This window comes from Fibrobacter sp. UWB15 (assembly GCF_900177705.1).
Classification (GTDB): domain Bacteria; phylum Fibrobacterota; class Fibrobacteria; order Fibrobacterales; family Fibrobacteraceae; genus Fibrobacter.
This window is the reverse complement of sequence record NZ_FXBA01000005.1, coordinates 44,800-66,684: the sequence shown is the minus strand read 5'-3', so window position 1 is coordinate 66,684 and position 21,885 is coordinate 44,800. Positions and strand designations below refer to the sequence as shown.

Annotated in this window: 15 protein-coding genes; 4 read left to right on the top strand and 11 right to left on the bottom strand. The window is 49.7% G+C overall.

Features of this window, described 5'->3' with window-relative positions; genetic code table 11:
- Positions 1-7: 7 nt before the first annotated feature.
- From B9Y58_RS08865 to B9Y58_RS08845, 5 genes are all read right to left on the bottom strand, one after another.
- Positions 8-700 carry a MotA/TolQ/ExbB proton channel family protein gene (locus B9Y58_RS08865; RefSeq protein ID WP_143154669.1) on the bottom strand — a complete coding sequence of 231 codons (693 nt, stop codon included), beginning with the start codon at positions 698-700 and terminating at the stop codon, positions 8-10.
- A gap of 184 nt (positions 701-884) precedes the next feature.
- Positions 885-6,668, bottom strand: a complete 5,784-nt coding sequence (locus tag B9Y58_RS08860) for a glycoside hydrolase family 9 protein (protein WP_073055712.1) — start codon at positions 6,666-6,668, stop codon at positions 885-887.
- A gap of 217 nt (positions 6,669-6,885) precedes the next feature.
- Positions 6,886-7,638, bottom strand: coding sequence for a ribonuclease HII (locus tag B9Y58_RS08855; RefSeq protein ID WP_073055714.1), 753 nt, complete (start codon positions 7,636-7,638; stop codon positions 6,886-6,888).
- A 3-nt stretch (positions 7,639-7,641) separates the two neighbouring features.
- Positions 7,642-8,232, bottom strand: a complete 591-nt coding sequence (purN, locus tag B9Y58_RS08850) for a phosphoribosylglycinamide formyltransferase (RefSeq protein ID WP_073055716.1) — start codon at positions 8,230-8,232, stop codon at positions 7,642-7,644.
- Positions 8,233-8,572: 340 nt separating this feature from the next.
- Positions 8,573-10,480 carry a SulP family inorganic anion transporter gene (locus B9Y58_RS08845; protein ID WP_073055718.1) on the bottom strand — a complete coding sequence of 636 codons (1,908 nt, stop codon included), beginning with the start codon at positions 10,478-10,480 and terminating at the stop codon, positions 8,573-8,575.
- A 130-nt stretch (positions 10,481-10,610) separates the two neighbouring features.
- Between B9Y58_RS08845 and B9Y58_RS08840 the strand changes: the two genes are divergently transcribed.
- The 3 genes from B9Y58_RS08840 (at position 10,611) to serC (ending at position 14,882) form a co-directional block, all read left to right on the top strand.
- Positions 10,611-12,884, top strand: a complete 2,274-nt coding sequence (locus tag B9Y58_RS08840) for an aconitate hydratase (RefSeq protein ID WP_073055720.1) — start codon at positions 10,611-10,613, stop codon at positions 12,882-12,884.
- Between the two features lie 151 nt (positions 12,885-13,035).
- Entirely contained in the window at positions 13,036-13,560 is a 525-nt protein-coding gene (locus B9Y58_RS08835; RefSeq protein WP_073055722.1) for an HD domain-containing protein, read from the top strand.
- A 215-nt stretch (positions 13,561-13,775) separates the two neighbouring features.
- Positions 13,776-14,882, top strand: a complete 1,107-nt coding sequence (gene serC, locus B9Y58_RS08830; RefSeq protein WP_073055724.1) for a 3-phosphoserine/phosphohydroxythreonine transaminase — start codon at positions 13,776-13,778, stop codon at positions 14,880-14,882.
- A gap of 103 nt (positions 14,883-14,985) precedes the next feature.
- On the opposite strand, the gene B9Y58_RS08825 is transcribed toward serC, so the two are convergent.
- The 6 genes from B9Y58_RS08825 to B9Y58_RS08800 form a co-directional block, all read right to left on the bottom strand.
- Positions 14,986-15,315 (bottom strand): GerW family sporulation protein, encoded by a 330-nt coding sequence (locus B9Y58_RS08825; RefSeq protein ID WP_073055726.1) that lies wholly within the window; start codon positions 15,313-15,315, stop codon positions 14,986-14,988.
- Positions 15,316-15,412: 97 nt separating this feature from the next.
- Positions 15,413-16,252 carry a hypothetical protein gene (locus B9Y58_RS08820; RefSeq protein ID WP_073055728.1) on the bottom strand — a complete coding sequence of 280 codons (840 nt, stop codon included), beginning with the start codon at positions 16,250-16,252 and terminating at the stop codon, positions 15,413-15,415.
- A 64-nt stretch (positions 16,253-16,316) separates the two neighbouring features.
- Positions 16,317-17,198, bottom strand: coding sequence for a hypothetical protein (locus B9Y58_RS08815; RefSeq protein WP_073055730.1), 882 nt, complete (start codon positions 17,196-17,198; stop codon positions 16,317-16,319).
- Between the two features lie 17 nt (positions 17,199-17,215).
- Positions 17,216-18,067: an archaetidylserine decarboxylase gene (gene asd, locus B9Y58_RS08810; RefSeq protein ID WP_073055732.1), complete on the bottom strand. Its 852-nt coding sequence runs from the start codon at positions 18,065-18,067 to the stop codon at positions 17,216-17,218.
- An 81-nt stretch (positions 18,068-18,148) separates the two neighbouring features.
- Positions 18,149-19,999 carry a hypothetical protein gene (locus B9Y58_RS08805; RefSeq protein WP_233247888.1) on the bottom strand — a complete coding sequence of 617 codons (1,851 nt, stop codon included), beginning with the start codon at positions 19,997-19,999 and terminating at the stop codon, positions 18,149-18,151.
- A 1-nt stretch (position 20,000) separates the two neighbouring features.
- Positions 20,001-20,834 carry a TIGR02147 family protein gene (locus B9Y58_RS08800; protein ID WP_073055821.1) on the bottom strand — a complete coding sequence of 278 codons (834 nt, stop codon included), beginning with the start codon at positions 20,832-20,834 and terminating at the stop codon, positions 20,001-20,003.
- A 174-nt stretch (positions 20,835-21,008) separates the two neighbouring features.
- Between B9Y58_RS08800 and B9Y58_RS08795 the strand changes: the two genes are divergently transcribed.
- On the top strand, positions 21,009-21,767 hold the full coding sequence (locus tag B9Y58_RS08795) for a hypothetical protein (RefSeq protein ID WP_073055736.1): 759 nt from the start codon (positions 21,009-21,011) through the stop codon (positions 21,765-21,767).
- Positions 21,768-21,885 lie beyond the last annotated feature (118 nt).

The window sequence follows — 21,885 nt, the reverse complement described above, 5'->3', positions numbered from 1 at the left end:
ATGCCTCCTAGCCGGCCACTTCTTCAAGGGCGAGCAAGTCACCGCGCTTAAAGAGACTAAGCACCTGGGAGCCAAAGTTGAAGTACGAAATTTCGTTCTGACCGTTGCGGGCAGTAAAGTAGTTATAACCGGCAGAGGCAGGAATTGCAACAACAAGGCCTGCAACCGTGGTAATCAAGGCCATGGCGATACCTGGGGCGACCACGGTAAGGTCTGCCGAACCATGCTGACCAATCTGGAAGAAGGCCACCATAATTCCCCAAACCGTACCCAAAAGTCCGAAGAACGGGGCGAGGTTGGAGCACGTGGCCAAGAAGCCTAAGTAGCGGTCTTCGGTCAGGCGCAGGCCTTCGATCGAACGCTGGATAGTATCTTCCAGGAGCGAGGCGCGATGCTGGATCGAGTCATAGCTCACAAAGTTACTGAACTTGGAAGCTTCCTTCAGCACTTCAGACGTGAGGCTCTTCAGCGCACTGTCATCTTCGTTTTCGCAAAGGCTCTGCAGTTCCACGAACTGGCGCACATTCACGAACTTACGGAAAAACACCACGTTGGCGCGCTGGTTTTTCATATTCACGATGTACTTTACGATGATAATGCCCCACGAACCGAGCGACATGACCGCCAAGATGCTCAAAATCACGATGGTCGCGATATCGGACTGCGTAAGCATTTGGAGTAAAGGGACCGAATTGTTCAAAATCACCTCCCGTTAGCCGGAAAAAGACTCGTATCTTGTTGTTTGACAACAATATAGCAAAAGACCACGGAAAAAATTCCGGGGTCCTAGGTAAAATTTGCAACAATATCGTAAGAAACAAAAGTTTACAAAATTGGGGCTTTTGCAGAAAAGCCCCAAAACAAACGTTAAGGGGCTATTTGGCTTACTTGAGCGTCACGCTCTGGCTCATTCCGTTCACGCGAACAATGTAGTTGCCCGGAGTTTGCAGGGTGATGCTTGTCGTTGTTCCGGCAAGTGGCTTGGCTGCAACCAAGTGACCAAGCGCATCAAAGATGCGAACAACGCCACCCTGCGTGTTTGTCAGCGTGAGAGTCATACCGTTTACCGCGAGGTTGAACGCAGGCCGTACAGCATTCCAGACAACATCCGTTCCCTTCGAAGACGAAGACGCATCCTGTTTTGCAGAGGAACTACTAGACGAAGCAACGGAGCTACTCGATTTTGCCTCAGAGCTGCTGGACGGAGCCACAGACGAGCTGGACTTCACTGAAGAGCTAGAAGGAGCGACAGAGCTGCTCGATTTCGCCTGAGAACTGCTGGACGGAGCCACAGACGAGCTAGACTTCACTGAAGAACTAGAAGGAGCGACAGAACTGCTCGATTTCGCCTGAGAGCTGCTGGACGTAGCCACTGACGAGCTGGACGTCACTGAAGAACTAGAAGGTGCGACAGAACTGCTCGATTTCACCTGAGAACTGCTGGACTGAACCACGGACGAGCTAGAGGTTACAGAAGAAGAACTTCCCGTGTAGACAGGGATTTCGGCAAATGTCGGAGCTTCGCCTGTTGCAAGCGCTTCCAAAGCACCCGCAAGGTAAGCAAGAGGAGCATTCCAGTTGATAGCCACTTCATTGGTTGCATAACTACAGCTATTGTCATAATAAGCTGTTGCCGGATAAGTCCTAGAGTAGCTACAATTAGTGCTAACATCACTATTATCCTTTTTCTGCGGTCCCCCCACCAACATTCCAGGCACAGGAGTCTTGACTCCATCAGCTTGAGAAATTCTGTGATGCGGATTTTGCGGAGAATTTGTTCCTATTCCAGTCACATAGCTCATGCCAAGAGGATTCTTTCCAACAAGGTAATCAAGAGCCCTCACCGCAGTATTGTAATACTCCTTCTTGCCGGTCAAGTAATAAGCCTGCAATAGCCATACACCCTGATTCGCGGCAACACTATTGGAGCCCCAAACGAAATCGCTAGACTGCATCGGAACACCAAATCCCTTCGACGCATATTGAACCATTCTATCCGCTGTCGCAATCAAGTCCGTATAAGCGCCCGTACCAAAATCAACCTTGTAAATTGACTTTGCATAAGTCGCAAGGCCATAAACATTCTGCCAAGATGGGACGTTTCCCGACGAGCCTTCCTTCTTGTACGCAGGATTTCCCGTAGAAACGTAGAGTTCTGTCGCTGCAAACTGAGCTTCATCAGATGCATCTGAATCTTCATAAGCACCCGTTTTCACGCTCTTCGGATTTGCCAGATAAAGGCTTCCCGGATGATTTTCCGCCCAACGGAATGCCGATTCAGCGGCGGCAAGGCATTTTGAAGCGTACGAAGCATTGTAATCCTTATATACACGGGCTGCGGCTGCCATCACGCCGGCAAAATCATATGTCGCAGTCACACTTTTGCCAATGATATAGCGCGCTCCAGAATCATCCTTAGCCGGCATGACCGTACTCGGAAAATCAAGTCCCGAGAGTTTATGGTAAACACCACCATCTTTTGCTTGCATCGTAAGCATCCAATCCAAGTTGTACTTGATTTCGGCAAGCAAATCAGGCAAATTGCCATCAGCAGGAATATTCCACTTAAGAGCCTTAAAATACTTGGGGAAATGTTCATACAACGAAAGAAGCGTATAAGTCGTAATGCCTGCATTGACAGTATACTTTCCGTAATCACCCGCGTCATACCAACCCTTCGGCGACGCAATCACGCCTTCGTCTCCTGAAGAAGAATGAATATGCACGGCAGTATCGGGGTGCCCCGCCGCACGAGCGTAAGAGCCAGCATATTCTTCGGTCAATTCCATCGATGCACGCTGGTAGTAGAAGAACTTTAGCGAAGCCTTTAGCAGTTCTTCGTAGGTTTTCTCTCCAACCACCAAGTTTCTGTAAATCGTATCAGATCCCTGCAAAACAGTATAGGAACCTTCGGTTGTAAGTTCCGAGAAATCGGCAAGATTAAGCCATTGTCCGCTCGGAACATAATCTGATAGTTCACTTAATGGAACAGTCAAAGCAACCTTACCCGATTCATCAACAAACTTAATCGGATCTCCGGAACCATACTCCACAACAAGTTCCTTGAAGCCGTCCTTCTGGAAACCGATTTGCGAGGCATACACTGTACCGGGACACTGAATTTCACGTTCCTCGACGTAAACATTCTCGATAGCAAAGCCGCCGAGGCGTTTACCACCATTGATATAGAACGCACCCGACTGACTATTATCGCAATGATTATATACATCTGACTCAAATTTCCCATTCAAACTGAATACATGTTCGTAAAAAACATTGTACGGTTCAGCATTTTGCATCAGTCCCACATATACAGTATCCCAGGTAACGTCATCGTATAGGTAGCCACTCCCCTTAATCTTGTAAGAATGCCCCTTCTGCAAATACACGGGATATTTCGCCTGAATAGCATAAAGTTTCGTATTTCCAGAATTAGACCAGAACTGAAGAACGACATTACCATCGTCATTTTCGACCAGTTTTGTATTTCCGGTACTGGCACTCGTCGGGAGAAGCGTCCATCCTTTAGTACTCCATGTGCTATCGAAATTTCCCATTCCACCAAGAGCATCAACAACCCAATCTTCACCGTGAGCCGCAGAACTCAGCGGCTTTTCAGAAGAACTAGACTTTATAGAAGAACTAGACACGGCACTTGAAGAACTGAGCATGGAACTACTGGATTCTTCACTAGAAGAAATAGCATTCGGGTCAAAATAAGTTGCAAAATACGAAGCGTCTCCTGTCACGGTAGACACTTCTGGAGTCCAGCCGACAAACGTGTAATCATCATGCGAGGGTTCATTTCCTTTGAATACCGGCAGTTCACCATATTCAAGAGTGTCTCGTTGCAGGACCGTTCCCTGATCCAGGAATTGAATCGTATAGTAAAGGCTTTCATATTTTGCAGTTAAGGTCATCGCTGTAGTAAACTTCTTGCTCGCCCCTGCAGCTCCCACCAGAGTTTCGTCATTATACCAGCCCAATAAAGTACGTCCCGCCTTAGGTGCATCAGGTAAGGTAAGCGTAAGGCTCGCCCCAGTCAGCACGTAATCAGCAATACGGTTTCCATCCACCACAAACGAAATCAATGCCGGTTCCGTACCCTTTTCAACAAAGAACGCATACAGGCTATCGTCCGCATTCACAATCGACTTGGCAGACACGACCTTACCCTTCGCACTCCAATAGCCAAATTCCAAATCATCTTCGCCAGCATCTTCGGGATTCGGAGGTTCAGGCATATCGACAATACGGCCAGAATCGTCGGTGTAGCTGGAGCCAACCGTATAGGTCTTCACACTCAGAACCTTCGCAGAATCCAAGAACGTGAGTTTATAAATCGGATGGTGAACATCATCTGCCCAAACAGGGTACCCCTTCCCATACTGAGTCCAGCCACCACCATTTGCAACAGTTCCGTTGCAGGCATTCATGCGCCAGGCAAATTCGGTATTTTGCATTTCTACAGTCGTAAGAGCATTACTGTTAGAAGCATCGTCAATCCCCAACTTACTCCTGTCCGCAAAGCTACAGCCCTTGACTGCTGCAACCATTTTTCCGTTAATCATTACTGTATCGGCAATACTGTAGTTACCACTCCCCTTCGAGTTTCCCGCCTGGATTGCCGCTATAGAAGAATCCTTCAACGCCCAGCGATGAATCAAGTTTCCTTTATTGATGCAGTTGGACACAAAGCCCGAATAGGCAATCCCCGCAACCGAGGCACTAGAAAGTTCTTCGTTGCCGACCAACTCTACACGGCCTTCATTCACGGATTTCTTAACCGAACTAGCATAGGACGCGATTCCTGCAATCAATGTCAGCGAAGAAGGCGTTTCCGGCTTAGCATAAACCTCTCCCAAATTCAGGGATTCCGTAATGGTAGCCGTAGAAGAAAATCCAGAAATGCCCCCCATGTAGGCGTTTACTTTGCCCTTGCTGTTATTGACAAGTCTGATTTTTCCACTATTGGTCCCGCGCGAGACGTTTAATTCTTTGGAACCATACCCCACAATACCCCCTGCATATACAGAAGCAGAATTTCCAACGCTGTCCAGCACGATATCAATATTGCCATAGTTCGAAGCATTATCGATAGTCAACAGAGAATCAGCGTCATCTCCAATAATCCCCCCCACATATACGGTAGACCTTAGTCCACGAGGCAAAAGATTTCCCCTATTGACGACATTCTTAACATAGTGTCTTGTTTTTGATTTTGCGTAGGCATAACCCACCAAGCCACCCATATAGACAGTATTGCCGTTGAGATTTACATTTGGTTCGATATTACCTTCGTTTACTGTATTCGAAATAATCACTGGACCTGTCGCATATGAAATTATACCGCCTGCATACAACCCAGCAACATTGCCCTTGTTCAAAAGCCCATCCAATGTCCAGGAATAATCTTTCGCCAATGCAATAAAACCACCATTGTAAGTAATAGTATTCGGTTCACCACCAAGATTTCCCTCGTTAATGCTATTCAGGATTTTGCCGCCACCAGCACCAAATCCCACAAAGCCTCCGCTATATCTTTTCCCATCAACAAAGCCCCTATTCACGCTACCTGAAATCAATACCGAGCCCTTAGCGGAATGGCCGATAAAGCCACCCGCATACCCAACCTGAGTATGTTTGCTTGAACGCGTAACAGTCGCGTTGTTTACGCTATTTTCAATCACCAACTTTCCATCAGTCGCACCAACAAAGCCTCCCGCCACAAAACCATTGATAGAATCGCGTCCCGAATAAACATCACCATCATTGACTGTATTACGAATATTTAACGGAGTTCCCGAATAGACTTCCGAGACGATGCCACCCGAAGTTCCATAAGTAGTGGTCGTCGATACGGTCGCATGGTTAATGCAACTGTCGATTGTTGTGCTGTACGAATTCTGCGAAAAGCCGAGAATACCCCCACAATAAGAACCTGTCACCTTACCAAAATTCTCGGAAGACAAAATATCGATTCCTTCCGAGGCCCCGATAAGACCGCCACAATAATCCAACGATGTCACCGTGCCATAATTACGGCTATTCACGATAATTCCCGTATGTCCATGTTCGGCATCGCGCCTATTGGTCGTATATTCATATCTTTCGGCCCAGCCTACAAGACCTCCCACAATAGAATCCTTAACCATTCCATGAAATTCACAATTGATAATAGAATCTCCATTAAAGACTCCGACGAGACCACCTGTCTGACTATAACTCTTCAAAAGGCCTTGAATCGAAGAATTCTCTATCGTCAAATTCTTTACAACAGAAAAGGCACTCATCACACCGAAAAAACCGCTGCGTCCATACTTTTTAGCGGGGATATAGATACCCGACACCTTGTGTCCGTTACCGTCAAATATTCCCTTGAAACCCAAAGTGTCCGTATTTTCATCAACGCCGATGGGCGTCCATTCACATGATTCGGTTGATTCCAAATCGTCGCAAACAACGATATCTTCCGTAAGAATTGCATTGTAACCAAGGTTTCCCTTATTTACATTCGTAGCAAACCACGCCAAATTTTCCGGTGTTGCAATTTCGTAGAATTCCTTACCATCAATTTCGGTAACAGACGGTTTTTTCAACACGCCTTCCCAGTTGGCAAAAACCAGGGGGCATACGAATAAAAAGGCTGCAATCAGTTTTTTGAGCATAGAGTCCTCGTTGTGCTATCGAGATAAATATAGCTTAAAACGGCTAGAAAGTAAAGAAAAAAAAACAATTGCGTAAGGAATGTGAGCTAGAGCAAATTTTTTGGGGGGGCAAAAGGAGTATATTTCGAGTTGGAAAATATCACTTTTTGCAAGATTTTAGACTTGCATTTTAGCACATTACAGCCTTATTTTGGCCAGGATTTCAACAAAAAACGGGCTACAGATCCAGCTCGGTTTGTAAACTCTTGGGGTGAAAGCTTTTACGATGTTCCGCAGTCATGCCGAGACGGCGGATTGCGTCAAGGTGAGCCTTGGTTCCGTAACCGGCATGCTTGTCGAAACCGTAACCGGGGAACTTCTTTTCGAGGTCGTCCATGTAACGGTCACGGAATACTTTCGCCAAAATCGAGGCCGCCGAGATGCTCGCGATACGGCCGTCACCCTTGACCACGGGAATCTGCATTTCTTCGGGAATTCCGTGAATCTTGAGGTTGCCGTCGACAGCGATTAAAGTGGTTAGTGGTTGGTGGCTAGTGGCTAGGGACGCAAAGGAGCCTTTCTGGAAAATCGGAATTTGGGGGACAGATTCGTGCAAACCGGGCATACCGAGAGCCTGCAAGGCTCGACGCATGGCTAAAAAGTCGGCTTCCAGGATATTCATGCGGTCGATTTCCTCGACCGAGGCGCTCGCTACGGCAAAGCAGGCGCAAGCATCTTGCACGTCCTGGTACATGGCTTCGCGCTTTACGCGCGTGAGTTTCTTGGAATCGTTGAGCGTCAGGAGAGCATCGGGAGCCTTAAGGACAGCGGCGCAGGCCACCACAGGGCCCGCCAAAGGGCCGCGACCGACTTCGTCGATACCGACCACGACCGCATTCTCGCCCGCTTGCGCAGCGAACTTGCGCATGGCAACTTCGCCATCGACAGGAGCTTCAATCCCTTCCAAAAATGCCGGAACCTTGAATTTCATGAGTTACACGCCTATTTGAGCCGCGTATTCCTTAATCGTCTTCCAGTAAAGCTCATGTTCCTGCACCAGCACGCGGGCAGCGAGCGTTTCTGGCGTATCGCCATCTTCAACTGGCACGCGGGTCTGCGCCAAGATTCGCCCTTGGTCGATTTCTTCACTCACCAAGTGAACCGTCGGGCCCGACTCCTTTTCGTTGGCGGCGATTACGGCCTCATGCACGTGAATTCCCCAGAAGCCCTTGCCGCCATACTTAGGCAAAAGCGACGGGTGAATGTTCAAAATACGGTCCGGGAGTCTCTTAATAAGGCTTACCGGCAAGGCCTTCATATAGCCCGCCAGAATCAGCAAATCAATGTCGTAACGATCGATCACTTCTAAAAGTGCGGCCTCATATGCAGCGGTATCGGGGTGCGTTTTGCCCGAAATGTGGTGTACGGGAATTCCATAAGATTCCGCATGAGAAACTGCCCCACAACCACCGTTGTTGGTTATCAGGAACTTGCATTGGGCTTCGAGGTCGCCCTCGCCAATGCGGTCAATGATTGCTTTAAAGTTGCTTCCGCCGCCGGAAGCCATGACGCCGATTTTAAACATGGCGCCAAAGATAGAAAAATAATCTAGGATTGTTTGATGCTAGCAGATATTCATCAGAATCAATCCAACCGCCCAGAAGGCAAGCAGATAGTTCACGATGAAGTGCCTAAAGATGTGCGTCCTTTCAGAACTCGTCAAAGCATGTCTCTTAACCATGCCCCTAATTTAGATATAACATAACTAAAATTAAAGAGACGGAAATCACACTGCGATTCCCGTCACACTCAGACCGTTCGGCTCTATATCATATACAAGAATGTGATATCACCTCACTCTCGCAAAAACGCCTCGTTAATACGAGGCGCTTGTTGCTCACAAACTTAAGAAAACCTTACAAAGATTACTTTGTTTTTTCTTCGATTTTTACGACCGGTTCGTCCATCATCTTTTCGGCGATAACTTCCGGCGTTTCTTCGGCCACGGCAGCGTTGGATTCTTCCGGCATCCACGGCTTGTCGAGGCTCTTTTCCCAGGAAACGGTAGGCGCCTGCGGCATTTCATGCGAGGTATCCACAATCGGGAGGCCCAAAAGTTCGCGAGCGCGGTTGAGAGCGGCATCGATGTTACCGAGGGCATTTTCTTCGCCGAGTTGCTTAAGCACTCCGGCGCGAGTAAGCGCTACCACCGGCTGAGCATGCACGCCACTGAGCAACAGCTGCGTGCCTTCGCGATTGCAACGGTTCAGCAAGTCTTCAATCATCTGGATACCGGCAGCATCGATGCTAGACACGCTACGCATGCGCAAAATAAGGATCTTCGGCTTGTCCGAAATGCGGGCCATGGTATCCTTAAACTTGTCGACCGCACCAAAGAAGAGCGAACCGGCAAGCTCGTACACGGCAACACCCTTCGGCACCTGGCGGCTAAGCTCGTTATGAGCAGCTTCTTCGTCGTCTTCTTTAAGGGCTTCGGTCACCGTTTCCACTTCGGCAACGTCACTCATGCGCTTAATGAAGAGCACTGCGGCCAAAAGCACACCCACTTCGATTGCGACCGTCAGGTCGATAATCACAGTCAAGAAGAAGGCCACAAGCATCACAGCAACATCGCTCTTCGGGGCCTTGAACATCTTGATAAAGCTGCGGTAACCGCACATGTTGAATGCGACCTGGAAAAGCACGGCGGCAAGCGCTGCCATCGGGATCATTTCGGCGTACTTTCCGAGCACAAGCATAATGAGGAGCAAAACAACCGCGTGTACCAAGCCAGAAATCGGGCTCACGGCACCGTTACGGATGTTGGTTGCCGTACGGGCAATGGCACCCGTAGCCGGGATACCGCCAAACATCGGGGAAAGCACATTGGCAACGCCCTGACCGAAAAGTTCGGTATTGGAGCGGTGTTTGGTCGAGGTCATACCGTCGGCCACCACGGCAGACAAAAGGGATTCAATGGCGCCCAAAATGGCAATGGTCAAAGCCGGCTGGAACACCTTCTGCATCATTTCAAGGCTAATGTTTGGCAAATGCGGAACCGGGAAACCGCTCGGAATGTGGTTTTTCATGCCAATGGTCACCACGCCGTGGCCCGTAATCGGATCATCCCAGCCCAAGACCTTCACCATAACAGTCGCCACGATAATGGCAATCAGGGAACCCGGAACTTTCGTCGTAATCTTCGGCCACAGAATGCAAACGGCCAAAGCCACAAGGCCAACAATCACGGCATAAATATTAACAGTATCAAGCGAAGAGGCGTAAAGCTTGATTTTGCCCACGGCATCGGCCGGATCCTTCGAAAGGAAACGGAGTCCAAAGAAGTTCGGCACCTGGCCAAGAGCAATAATAATAGCGATACCGGCGGTAAAGCCCACAGTAACCGGATACGGGATAAACTTGATAATCGCGCCAAATTTGGCCAAGCCAAAGATAATCAGCAAGATACCGGCCAAAAGGGTGGCCGAAGCAAGGCCGTCATAACCGTACTGGCTCACGATGCCATAAACAATCACAATAAAGGCACCCGTCGGGCCGCCAATCTGGAAACGGGAACCGCCCAACAGCGAAATGGTAAAGCCAGCGATAATGGCCGTATAAAGACCCTGTTCCGGACCCACACCCGAAGCGATAGCAAACGCAATGGCAAGCGGAAGCGCCAGAATGCCCACAATCAGGCCCGACATGAGGTCGCTTACGAAGTTCTTCTTGTCGTAGCCCCTGCGAATCGTGCGGAACAATTCAGGAGTAACGGTCGTCTTGACTCCAGCAAGGAAATTCTTGACGGAATCTTTGGCGTTTATATTGGACATGGGGGTTCTCCAATCTTAGGAACGCGGCCAAATTTAGGAAAATTTACACCCTTTGTTAAGGGTAAAAAAAAGCAACCAAATAATTTTCTATCTTTACGCGCGAAAATTCAACCTAAAACCCGAAGAGACTATGCTTTTCAATTTCGACATGATCCAGGGCGTCTATGCCCGCATTCCCGCCCGCGTTAAAGCAGCACGCAAGCAACTGGGCCGTCCGCTCACCCTCGCCGAAAAGATTATCTACAGCCATCTGATTGATGGCGCCGAGAACAGGACCTACGAACGCGGCAAGGATTTTGCCGAATTCCACCCTGACCGCGTGGCCATGCAGGACGCAACCGCCCAGATGGCACTCCTCCAGTTCACCACCGCCGGTAAGGCCCGCGTGGCAGTGCCCAGTTCCGTGCACTGCGACCACCTGATTATCGCCCGCGAAGGTGTCGAAAAGGACCTCCCCCGCGCAAAGGAAGAAAGCAAGGAAGTGTATGACTTTTTGCAGTCCGTATCTGCCAAGTACGGCATTGACTGCTGGCTCCCGGGTGCAGGCATCATCCACCAGGTGGTGCTCGAAAACTACGCCTTCCCGGGCGGAATGATGATTGGTACCGACTCCCACACCGTGAACGCTGGCGGTCTCGGCATGCTCGCGATTGGCGTGGGCGGTGCAGACGCCGTGGACGCCATGGTCGGCCTCCCGTGGGAACTCAAGTACCCGAAGATGATCGGCGTGAAGCTCACTGGCAAGCTCCAGGGCTTCGCTACCGCCAAGGATATCATCCTCAAGCTCGCAGGTATCCTCACCGTGAAGGGCGGCACCAACGCCATTATCGAATACTTCGGCGAAGGCGCACGCAGCCTCTCCGCTACCGGCAAGGCAACGATTGCGAACATGGGTGCCGAAGTGGGCGCAACCTGCTCCACCTTCAGCTATGACGATTCCATGAGCCGCTACCTCAAGGTGACTGGCCGTGCCGACGTGGCCGCCGCTGCCGACAAGATTGCAGAACACCTCAAGGCCGACCCCGAAGTTGAAGCCGAACCGGAAAAGTATTTTGACCGCGTTGTCGAAATCGACTTGAACACGCTCGTGCCGCACTTCAACGGCCCGTTCAGCCCGGACCGCGCCTACGCCGTGACCGACATGGCAGAATCCCTCAAGGCCACCGAAACCAAGCCGGAATCTACGCCGGTCGTAAGTGCCGCCCTCATCGGTTCTTGCACGAACTCCAGCTACGAAGACCTCTTCATGGCCGCGAACATGATCAAGCAGGCCCTCGCCAAGGGTCTTTCTCCGAAGTGCCCGCTCCTCATTAACCCGGGTTCCGAACAGGTGCGCTACACCGCTGAACGCGACGGCCTCATCGACTTGTTCAAGCAGTTCGGTGCAACGATTATGACGAACGCCTGCGGTCCTTGCATTGGCCGCTGGGACCGTGCAGGAAGCGACAAGAAGGAACTCAACACCATCGTCCACAGCTTCAACCGCAACTTCGCAAAGCGCGCTGACGGCAACCCGAACACGCATGCATTCGTCGCCTCCCCGCTCATGGCCGTGATTGCCGCCCTCTCTGGCGACATCCGCTTCAACCCGATGACCGACACCCTCGTGAACAATGAGGGCAAGGCCGTGAAGCTCGACCCGCCGGAGCAGTGCGAACTCCCGCCGAAAGGCTTCGAAGTCAAGGACGCCGGCTATCAGGCCCCGGCAGAAGACGGTTCCAAGATTACCGTTTCCATCAACCCCGAAAGCAAGCGTCTCCAGGCTCTCGCTCCGTTCGCCGCCTGGGACGGCAAGGATATCGCCGGGGCCCCGCTCCTCATCAAGGCGAAGGGCAAGTGCACCACCGACCATATCTCCATGGCCGGCCCGTGGCTCAACTACCGCGGTCACCTCGAAAACATTTCGAACAATATGCTTATCGGCGCCGTGAACGCCTTCAACGGCGAAACCAACAAGGTTCTCTGCCAGTGCGGTGAATACAAGGAAGTCCCCGAACTTGCGAAGATTTACAAGGCCAAGGGCACGGGCTCCATCGTCATCGGTGACGAAAACTACGGCGAAGGCTCCAGCCGCGAACACGCCGCTATGGAACCGCGCTTCCTCGGCGTGAAGGCCGTAATCGTGAAGAGTTTCGCCCGCATTCACGAAACGAACCTCAAGAAGCAGGGCATGCTCGCCCTCACCTTCAAGAACGCTGCCGACTACGACAAGATCCAAGAACAGGATGTGTTCGATATCGTTGGTCTCACCAAGTTCGCTCCGGGTTCCGAGTTCACGCTCGTCGCCCACCACAAGGATGGCTCCGTCGATAACATCGCCTTAAGCCACACTTACAACGAACAGCAGTGGGCATGGTTCAAGGCGGGTTCGGCCCTCAACCTCATCCGCGCGAACAACAAATAGGAGCTTTATTCCGGCACCTAGCTCAAAAAACAACAAAAAAAGCTCACTTTTTGGATATTTGACAAAAACGTGACACTTTTACAGGATTTGTTTATATATATTGAGACTATGGTGCCGGTGTAGCACCCCAAAGTTTTTAAAAAGGATAATTATGCTTTCTTACGCTGAAGCCTACAAAATTGCAGCCGACGTTCACAAGAACCAGATGGACAAGGCTGGCGGTCCCTACATTGATTTTCTGCAGAATGTCGCAGATTACCTCAAGAACAAGGGTGAATCCGAAGAGGTTCAGACACTCGCCATTTTGCAGGACTTGATTACCGATACTACCAAGAAAACCCCTGAAGAAGTGATCGCCATGGGCGTTCCGGCCGATATGGTCGAAAAGATCCAGAAGATGACTTACCACAAGAACCAGAGCTGGATCGACGAATACAGCTGCAAGCTGATGGCCGAAGGCGTCCCCGCCGAAGAAGCGAACTACGAAGCCCGCGAAAAGGAATTCGTGAAGTTCATGGGCACCCTCAAGGACGATCCGCTGATGGCCAAGGCCAAGAGCGCCATTCTGAACGTGCTTTTGGAAGACAAGTACATCAAGCGTCAGGAACGCCGCGAACTCAAGACCAAGTTCCGCCTCAAGAAGTACCAGGCCGCCATCGAAGCCCTCGGCGTGTAATCTACAGTGTCATCCAGGCCCTTCGACACGCTCAGGGTAAACTCCGTCGAAGGATCTCAATCCATTAAGTCAAGCCCCGTCCAAACGGGGCTTTTTTATGCACACACATCAAAATTTTTTATTGGTACGGATATAGCCGAACAGGGCGTATTTTGCTATTTTTACGCGCGTAATTATAAAGCCCCTAAAAGGGCAAAACAAAAAGGAACACAACCATGGCAAATAAAGTCTATAACTTTAGCGCAGGACCGTCTGTCCTGCCCGAACAGGCACTCAAGGAAGCATCTGCTGCATGCATCGACTTCGAAAACAGCGGCATCAGCATTCTCTCCATGAGTCACCGTTCAAAGCCGATTGAAAACATGTTCGCCCAGACGGAACAGTACCTCCGTGAATTGATGGGCATCCCTGAAGACTATGACATCGTTTTCCTCGGTGGTGGCTGCTCCCTTTTGTTCTGCATGCTCCCGATGAACTTCCTCAACCAGGACGCTACGGCCGACTACGCTCTGACCGGTGTCTGGGCAAACAAGGCTTACAAGGAAGCTAAGCAGTTCGGTAACGCTCTCGCCGCTTGCGACACCAAGTCTGAAACTTACAGCCGCATCGACAAGAACCTGAAGCTTTCCGACAACGCGACTTACCTCCACGTGACTGCCAACAACACCATCTACGGTACCGAATGGCACAATTTCCCGAAGCCGAAGTCTGGCTTCCTCATGGCTGACGTGAGCTCCGACTTCCTCGCCCGCAAGATCAACGTGTCCGACTTCGGCGTTGTGTACGGCGGCGCCCAGAAGAACATCAGCTGCGCAGGCGTGACTGTTACCATCATCAAGAAGGGCCTCCTCGGCAAGGTGAACCGCACCATCCCGACGATGCTCAACTTCCAGACTCACATTGACGCTGCCAACATGTTCAACACACCTCCGGTATTCGCCGTGTACGTGATGAACCGCACCCTCAAGTGGCTCAAGGAATTCGGTGGTGTCGAAGCTATCGAAAAGGTGAACCGTTCCAAGGCCGCTCTCCTTTACAGCGCCCTCGACGCTTCCAAGGTGTTCGTCGGTACCGCTGCCAAGGAAGACCGTTCCATCATGAACGTTCCGTTCGTGTTCAACAAGGATGTGGTTGCCGCTGACAAGGCTGACGATCTCGCTAAGGAATTCCTCGAATTCGCAAAGGCTCGCGGTCTGCAGCAGCTCAAGGGTCACCGCTCTGTGGGAGGCTTCCGTGCTTCCATTTACAACGCTATGCCGGTCGAAGGCGTGCAGGCTCTCGTTGACTGCCTCGGCGACTTTGAAAAGAAGGTTCTCGGCTAATCCGAGTTCTCTCGAAACCATTCAAAAAGCCTCGGTGAAAACCGAGGCTTTTTCGTTTATAAAAAAGAGATGCCCGGTCAAACCGGGCATGACATTTCAAAAATTAGTCTTCGCTCTTCTTGAACTTGTTCACCACGTCGGGCACGATGTCCATGACCTTACTGACAAGCGAACTGTCTTTGCTAATGGGCATCACGCGCACGTCGTCGCCCTTGATCACGAGGAAGGCGACCGGTTCCACCGAGGCGCCACCGCCAGAGGCAGAAGTGTCCCCCTTGGACTGGTGACCGCCAAAACCGAAGCCCACCGACACGCGGCTCACGGGCACAACGGTAGATTCACCGGCCTGAATGGGATTACCGATAACCGTTTCAGCCTTAGTGATGAAACGGAGCTTTTCCAAAAGAGTTTCTGCAAGTTTTTCAATAGCCATGACTTTAATATAATAAAGTAGGAAGTAGGAAGTTGGAAGTAAGAAGTGGTTAGTGGTTAGTAAACAGTTTTTTTACCTGCCTACTGCGCCGAAGGCGCTAGTATCGCGCCTCGAAAATGCGGTCGCTGGCGGTAAAGAACGTGAGTTCCAAGTCCGGCCAAGACATATAGCCCCAGACAACGGCCACCCGCCCGCCAGACAAGCGGCTCGCGATTCCATAAGAACCCTCGCCCGCTTCAAAGTAAACGCAGTCATTTGCGGGAACAATTTCGTTCGGAGTCACCTGCTTAAGGCCCGACACCCACTTTTCAAACGCATCCGATTCTACCTGGTCCCAGCTGCGGGCCACATTCCAGCGCAAGTTACCGTCGCGGTAGCTTTGCACCAGCACCGGGAAGCTCGCCTTGACGCCCAAGAAGAATCGGGTTTCGATCGAGGCGCGCCCCTGTTCGCGGTGTTCAAAAGGCAAGCTCAAGAATGCCTGTGGGAATCCGCCATGGTAGCCCGGGAACTTGCGCACGTAATCTTCGAGGTCGGCGCGCTCATAACGGCGGTAACTGTCATGCCTAAAGATAAAGATGCGCTTGTCGGCGCGGAAACTCTGTTCCAAGAAATTGCCCCTCAGAATCGGGATGCTGCCTTGGAAGTGTCCGCTGTTCATGTAATAATCCAGCGCGTACACATCGCTTTTGAATTCAAGCACCGTCACACCGAGCGTATCGCCGAGCATAATAGCGTAGCGGTATTCGTAGCGGCGTTCCAGCGAAGGAATTTCGGCATTCTTCGAAGAATCAGCCTTGAACGAAGCCGGGCTCAAACGCTTGTAAGTAATCGAGGAATAATCAATCGGTTTTTCCACTTTCTTTTGGCAGCCCGCCACAAATGCAGCCACGCTTGCGACTAGAGCCATCTTAAAGAATCGAGAAGAAAAACGCATAGGCGAAATATAGTTAATAGTCGGCAAAACTTAGTTGGCAGGGCTTAGATGAATCGTCTAAGTTCTACTCCGCGTAGCTGCAATATTCTCGCAGCGGGCATTTGCGGCAATGGTCAGTCACTGTACGGCAAATAAAGCCGTCGGTTCCGTCTTCTAAATAAAACTGCAAACTGTGTGCGGCCACGTAGGCGGTCAAGGCGTCGACCTTCGACTTTTTCACCTCGGCATTTTCGGACTGTTCCATCAAATGCTGCACCAGCGCCACATACATGTCGGTTGCAAGTTTCTGCTTTTGCGCGGGCTCCAAGTCCGCAAAGCCGTCGCTTGCAGGCCCAAGAATCGAGAGGTAACGGCGAGCGCCCATCGTAAGCGGCAGGGGCGGCCATTTCACAGGAGCGCACGCAGTCCCTTCGGCGCAGTCCAGCGAAAGCCCCACTGGCGCGGGCGCGAGCAAGCGATAGATTGCCGCGCAAACTTTCGGGCGAGGGTTTCCCTTGCCCATAAAGTAAATTTCGCCGAGGTCTCGCCAAAGTTCTTCGGGCGTGCGCGACTTGAGCCATTCCGCCAAATTTTCATGACGGCGAACAAAAAGCCCGACACTCCAGAAAATTCCCGCCACATTTTCGAACATGGACCAGGTGCGGCAACCGAATGCAGATTCTACGCAAGCTTCAATATCTTGCGCCTTCGGCACCGGCAACGTCCAGAGTTTTTCACCGGGGAATTTTTCGTTCAGCACCTGCAAAAGCGTCTTAAATTCCGGGTAGCTTACATCTTGAAAAAGCGCCGTGCCTAAAAGTGTCCACGCGATGCGTTCGTTTGCGCCCTTTTCTTGCCTTGCGACCGCAAGCACCGGGTCATCGACTCGGGCAAACAACCGCACGAATTCCGCCGTCACTTTAAAGAGTGCGGGTTCATCATGGATAAATCGCTTGACCGAAACCATCGGCAAAACCTAAAATGTTAGAGGGCCTCGCCCACCTTCACGGCAGTTCCTACGCGGCTTTGGAAAAGTCCCGGATTCCTTTCGCGGATTTTCTTGTCGACCACGAGAATCACGGTACTGCCCATTTCAAAGCGACCCAGTTCGCCGCCCTTTTCCACAGTGATTTTCTGGGCGGGTTTCCAGTCGTAACGCTTGCAGTTGCGCGGGAGTTTGCCCGCATTCACCAAAAGTTCGTCCGTGTAGGCAACACCAATGCGGCCCACGTTCGTGGCACCGACCTTCACCACCAACATTTCAGAACCATCGTCCAAGCGCAAGTGGCTCGTAAGGCGTTCGTTAATGCAGAACAAGCCTTCTACGCGTTCCACGCTACCCACGTTCACCGGCCAGAGCGTGCCGGGGCAGTAGCTTGCATCCACCACTTCGGCCTTTGCCGGACTATGAATGCGATGGTAATTGAACGGAGCCAAGTAAATCGTCGCGAAGGCTCCCCCTTCAAAACGCTTCGCCATTTCTTCGTCGCGGAGCAAATCCTTGAGCGTGTACGTCTTGCCCTTCGCCTGAATCAGTTCCTGCTTGCCGTCGAAAACGGCCGTCTGCGAAAGCACTCCGTCTACCGGCGAGACGATTTCAGAATCAGCAATCGGGCGCATTCCCGGCTTGAGTCTGCGGATAAAAAGTTCGCCGATGTTCGCATAATGTTCAAGCGGATATTCCGACTCTTCCATATTCAGCTTGTAATAAGCGGCAAAAGCGTTGCGTGCCTTCTTGGAAATCACAGGCAACTTGAGGCGGGTCAACGCACCGAAGGCGCGGCTAGCGGCATTCTTCGGCAAAAGCTTCATAAAGACGTAAAAGGCGGTATTCATACGGGCAAAGATAGAAATTTAAATCATACAAGAATAGCCGCGATTTCTCGCGGCCATTCTTTTTTCTAACCACCAAACTTTTTACTTACCGCACTGGTCGTAAGATCCGAACTTGTCGATGATATTTTCGCCATCCGTGAGGAACTGGAGCTGAACCCTAGCCACTTTTCCAAGGACATCTTCGATCTTTTCGTTAGATTCCTCATCGATATTCTTGAACGCATCCCAAGAGACCTTGCCCCACACCTTGTCGTCGGAATAATCGACATCGGCATACCAGTACTTGTTGGCGTCATAGTCGATGACGATAACAATTCTGATATAGTTGTAAGTGCTGTAATGTATGCAGAAGCCACCCCATGCACTGATGTCGGCCGGTTCCATGTTCGTACTGACCGTATTGAATCCAATGGAAGCGATGCTGTCCAAATCAATAGTCCCTTCGTCCGTTTTCACATACATCGTAAATTCATGATATTTGCTCACCAAGGACGGAATAGCGTTCCCGTCAGCGTCATACTTCACATCGTCGGGGAAGTTGTAATTGAAGACATCTTCTAACTCAAAAGTATTCGTCCAAACGCCGCCAGCCGTTGCACCGGAAATACCAAGATCCACTTGGTCTCCATCAGTAGAGCCATCCCACAGGAAACTCTTTCCGGACTTGTAATCGGACGACTCCGTCGCCTTTACATCCTTGTATTCACCGACATCCTTTACCGCAAGATTTTCCGGTACCAGATAGCTAATTCGTTTAATGGTAAATTCCGTACCAGAATTATTTTCCTTTACAAATTTCAGGCGGACGGTCGTCAACTTCTTCAGGACATCATCAGAATTTGACATATCCGCGAATTGATAACATCTGGTTTCCATATGAGAGACTCTCTTCGAATCGTCATCAGCGCTGAGAGTCATGTCGTTTTCATCGTCATTCTTGGCAAAAGTCAGCTTGAGAATGTTATTTTCGTTTGCATTCTCAGGAACAAGCTGCATTTCGATATCCATCATGGATTCATACTCGATACATATACCCTTCCATTTTTCCGACACATCTGCCGAATGAATAACTTCCTTACCATTTTTTGTAGATTTTCCCGCAACAAGGAACTGAAGGCCCACATCCGGATTCGAACTGGATTCATCGAAAAAGACGTTTCCTTCATAGCCACCATCCGTAGGTTCGAATTCACCGTAACTGAATTCAATGTAGGCTTTGGTAGAATCTCCAAAAAGACTCCATTTGCCAGATGTTCCCTCGTCGCCTTCGTCAAAGCCCGTGTTTACGTGGTCACCATCTTTCTTGCTCCACCACATTTCCCAGCGGGCGTAACGCGTCAACCGCTGAATGGTGAATTCGCCCGACGCGCCCGATTCGCCTACAAAGACCAGCTGCACAGAACGCACCTTCTTGACAACGTCAGATCCATCCGTTTTAGTCGTTTTTTTCATCTTGAAATCTTCCCAAGATGCGCAACGGCTTTCGTTTCCGGAATCCTTCATATTCAAGCTCACAAAAGGCACATCCTTGTCTACAGAAGAACTTGCGTAGTCCGCCGTATCGAGGCGGATTTCCACATCAAAATCAGACTTGTACGCAATGCATATGCCGTCACCGTCCTGAGAAAGGTCGGCGGGAGAACCGTCCGGATTGGAAACATCATAGACGATACCGGCACGGGCAAGGCCTTTTGCACTCGCCTTTTTAAGCGATACACGGCCTACCAAAGCCTTCTTATTATTTTCCAGTTTAATTTCAGACCCATCCATGACATTCCAGGCCGTAAGATTATAAGACTCGTTCCAAAAACCGTTTCTTTCTTCCGTGGTGCCATCACTCACCGAAGTTGCCGATTCATTTGAACAAGCGACTAACGCAAGACTACTCAGAAGCCCCCAGCATAGAGCTCTTGCTTTTGTAAATTTATTCATATTAACCCTCATTTTTTTTGTGTGTATTTTTTGACAATGGAAACATCTGCAAGTTCAAACGATAAACTTGATTTGGTTCCTTACAAGTGTTAGCTATCGCTACAATCTTTCTGCGACAGGATTCCAGTTCCCGCACAATTTGTTCATAAGTATCGCGATCTATTCCCATCGTTATGCCCGAAACATCGCGATCATTGACATCAAACTCATCAATAGCCTTCTGTGCAAAGCCAGCCATTTCACGATGCATAGAACGTAGCACCAAAGGCATCACATCGGAATTTCCGACCAAAGCTTTTTCTGTCTGCACATAGACATTCTTGGACTTGCGCTGCAAAATTCCGACACTCACCATAAAGTTCAAAGATTTGCGAACTTCATCAGCCGTAATCGGCTGCCAGCACATTTCGGCAACAGCTTTAGGTGTGGCACCTGGCATCATGGCCACCAATTCACGCAAAACTGGATTTTTCCAAGATTCAAAATACGTGAAGGCGTCTCCATCAACCACTCGAATCTTGTTCGCTTTCGCGATATCCTTCATGCTTGCGAAAGCATTCTTTTTCGTTTCGTCGTCCTTCGCTTGGTTATAATGCACAAGGCTGCGAAAATATGCATATTCAAAGCCACCCAGATTCATGGCCGAGGCAACCCTTTCAATTCCCAATTCACTGAGACTGCTTTTTCCTTCGCACACCAATTTCAAGTATGTCGGTGAAGTGAAGCCCGCCAAGCGGGCAAATTCACGCCATGTAAACGAGCAAGTCCTCTTACGTTCATCGTAAAAGTCCTGCATACAGCTGCGATAATCGCGATATTCCGTTACTGGTTTCACAAAAAAAACTCCTAACCTTTTTCTTTGCATCCTTAATATACCATTTTTTTGTATCATCTGTCAACATTTTTATGATACAAATCAAAAAAAAATTTTTTTTCGCACAACTTTTTTGTATCTTTGGGGCACCGTAAACCTATTACACAAATTAATATCAGTTAGGAGATAAATTAAATGCTCAAAAAAATTATTCTTGCAAGTGCTCTTGCAGCGGTTTCATCCTTTGCCGCGTGGGATTTGTTCCCTGTTCTTGAAAATCATAAGGGACAGACTATGGTCAGCTCTTCTTACAGGACCACCTCTATCGAGGATAAGCAATACCACAGCCTTAATCTCTATTTCGGTTCCCGTTACACGGTATTTCCGAACCTTGAACTTGCGCTCATCGTTCCGTACCATGTATTTTCGTACTATGGCGGAAACAAAATAGGGACGGACGGAACTGGTTCAATCAGTCTTTTTACACGTTACCAATTTATTCCCACCATGAACGTGTTTGCGGATATTTATTTTCCCAATGAAGGCTACTACGAAGATCCATGGTATTTCAATTTCGGTTTGCAATTTTCAAGGAAAGTGAACCAATTGTTCAACTTCGGGTCCCAACTTGCAGTCAGTACCCGCACAAAAGGAGATTATGACGACATTCCTCTAACCACATTCGCTGCGTTGGAACTTGATTTTACCATTACGGAAAACTTTGCCCCATACATAAGAACGAACGGGACACTGGATCTCGGAGCGTTCTCCGATCACGGATACCAATTCTCTCATGGAGGCGGATATCTATATCTTTCCTCAAAAATCGGTGTGAAATACGACTTTAACGAAACCATTTCTATCGATGTCTCAGGTTCAATTGGCAAAGTGGTTAACGAAGATGACAGTTCCCTTGATATTGGTGCAGCATTGGCCTTTTTGCTGAATTTCTAAAAAGATTTATTAGGTTCAGGCTGTTTTTACTGCACACTTGCACACTAGCCATATTTTTTGCTATATTGTGTCAGGAATAATTTTAACACTCGGCAGTCAAAAAAAATTTGACACCTAG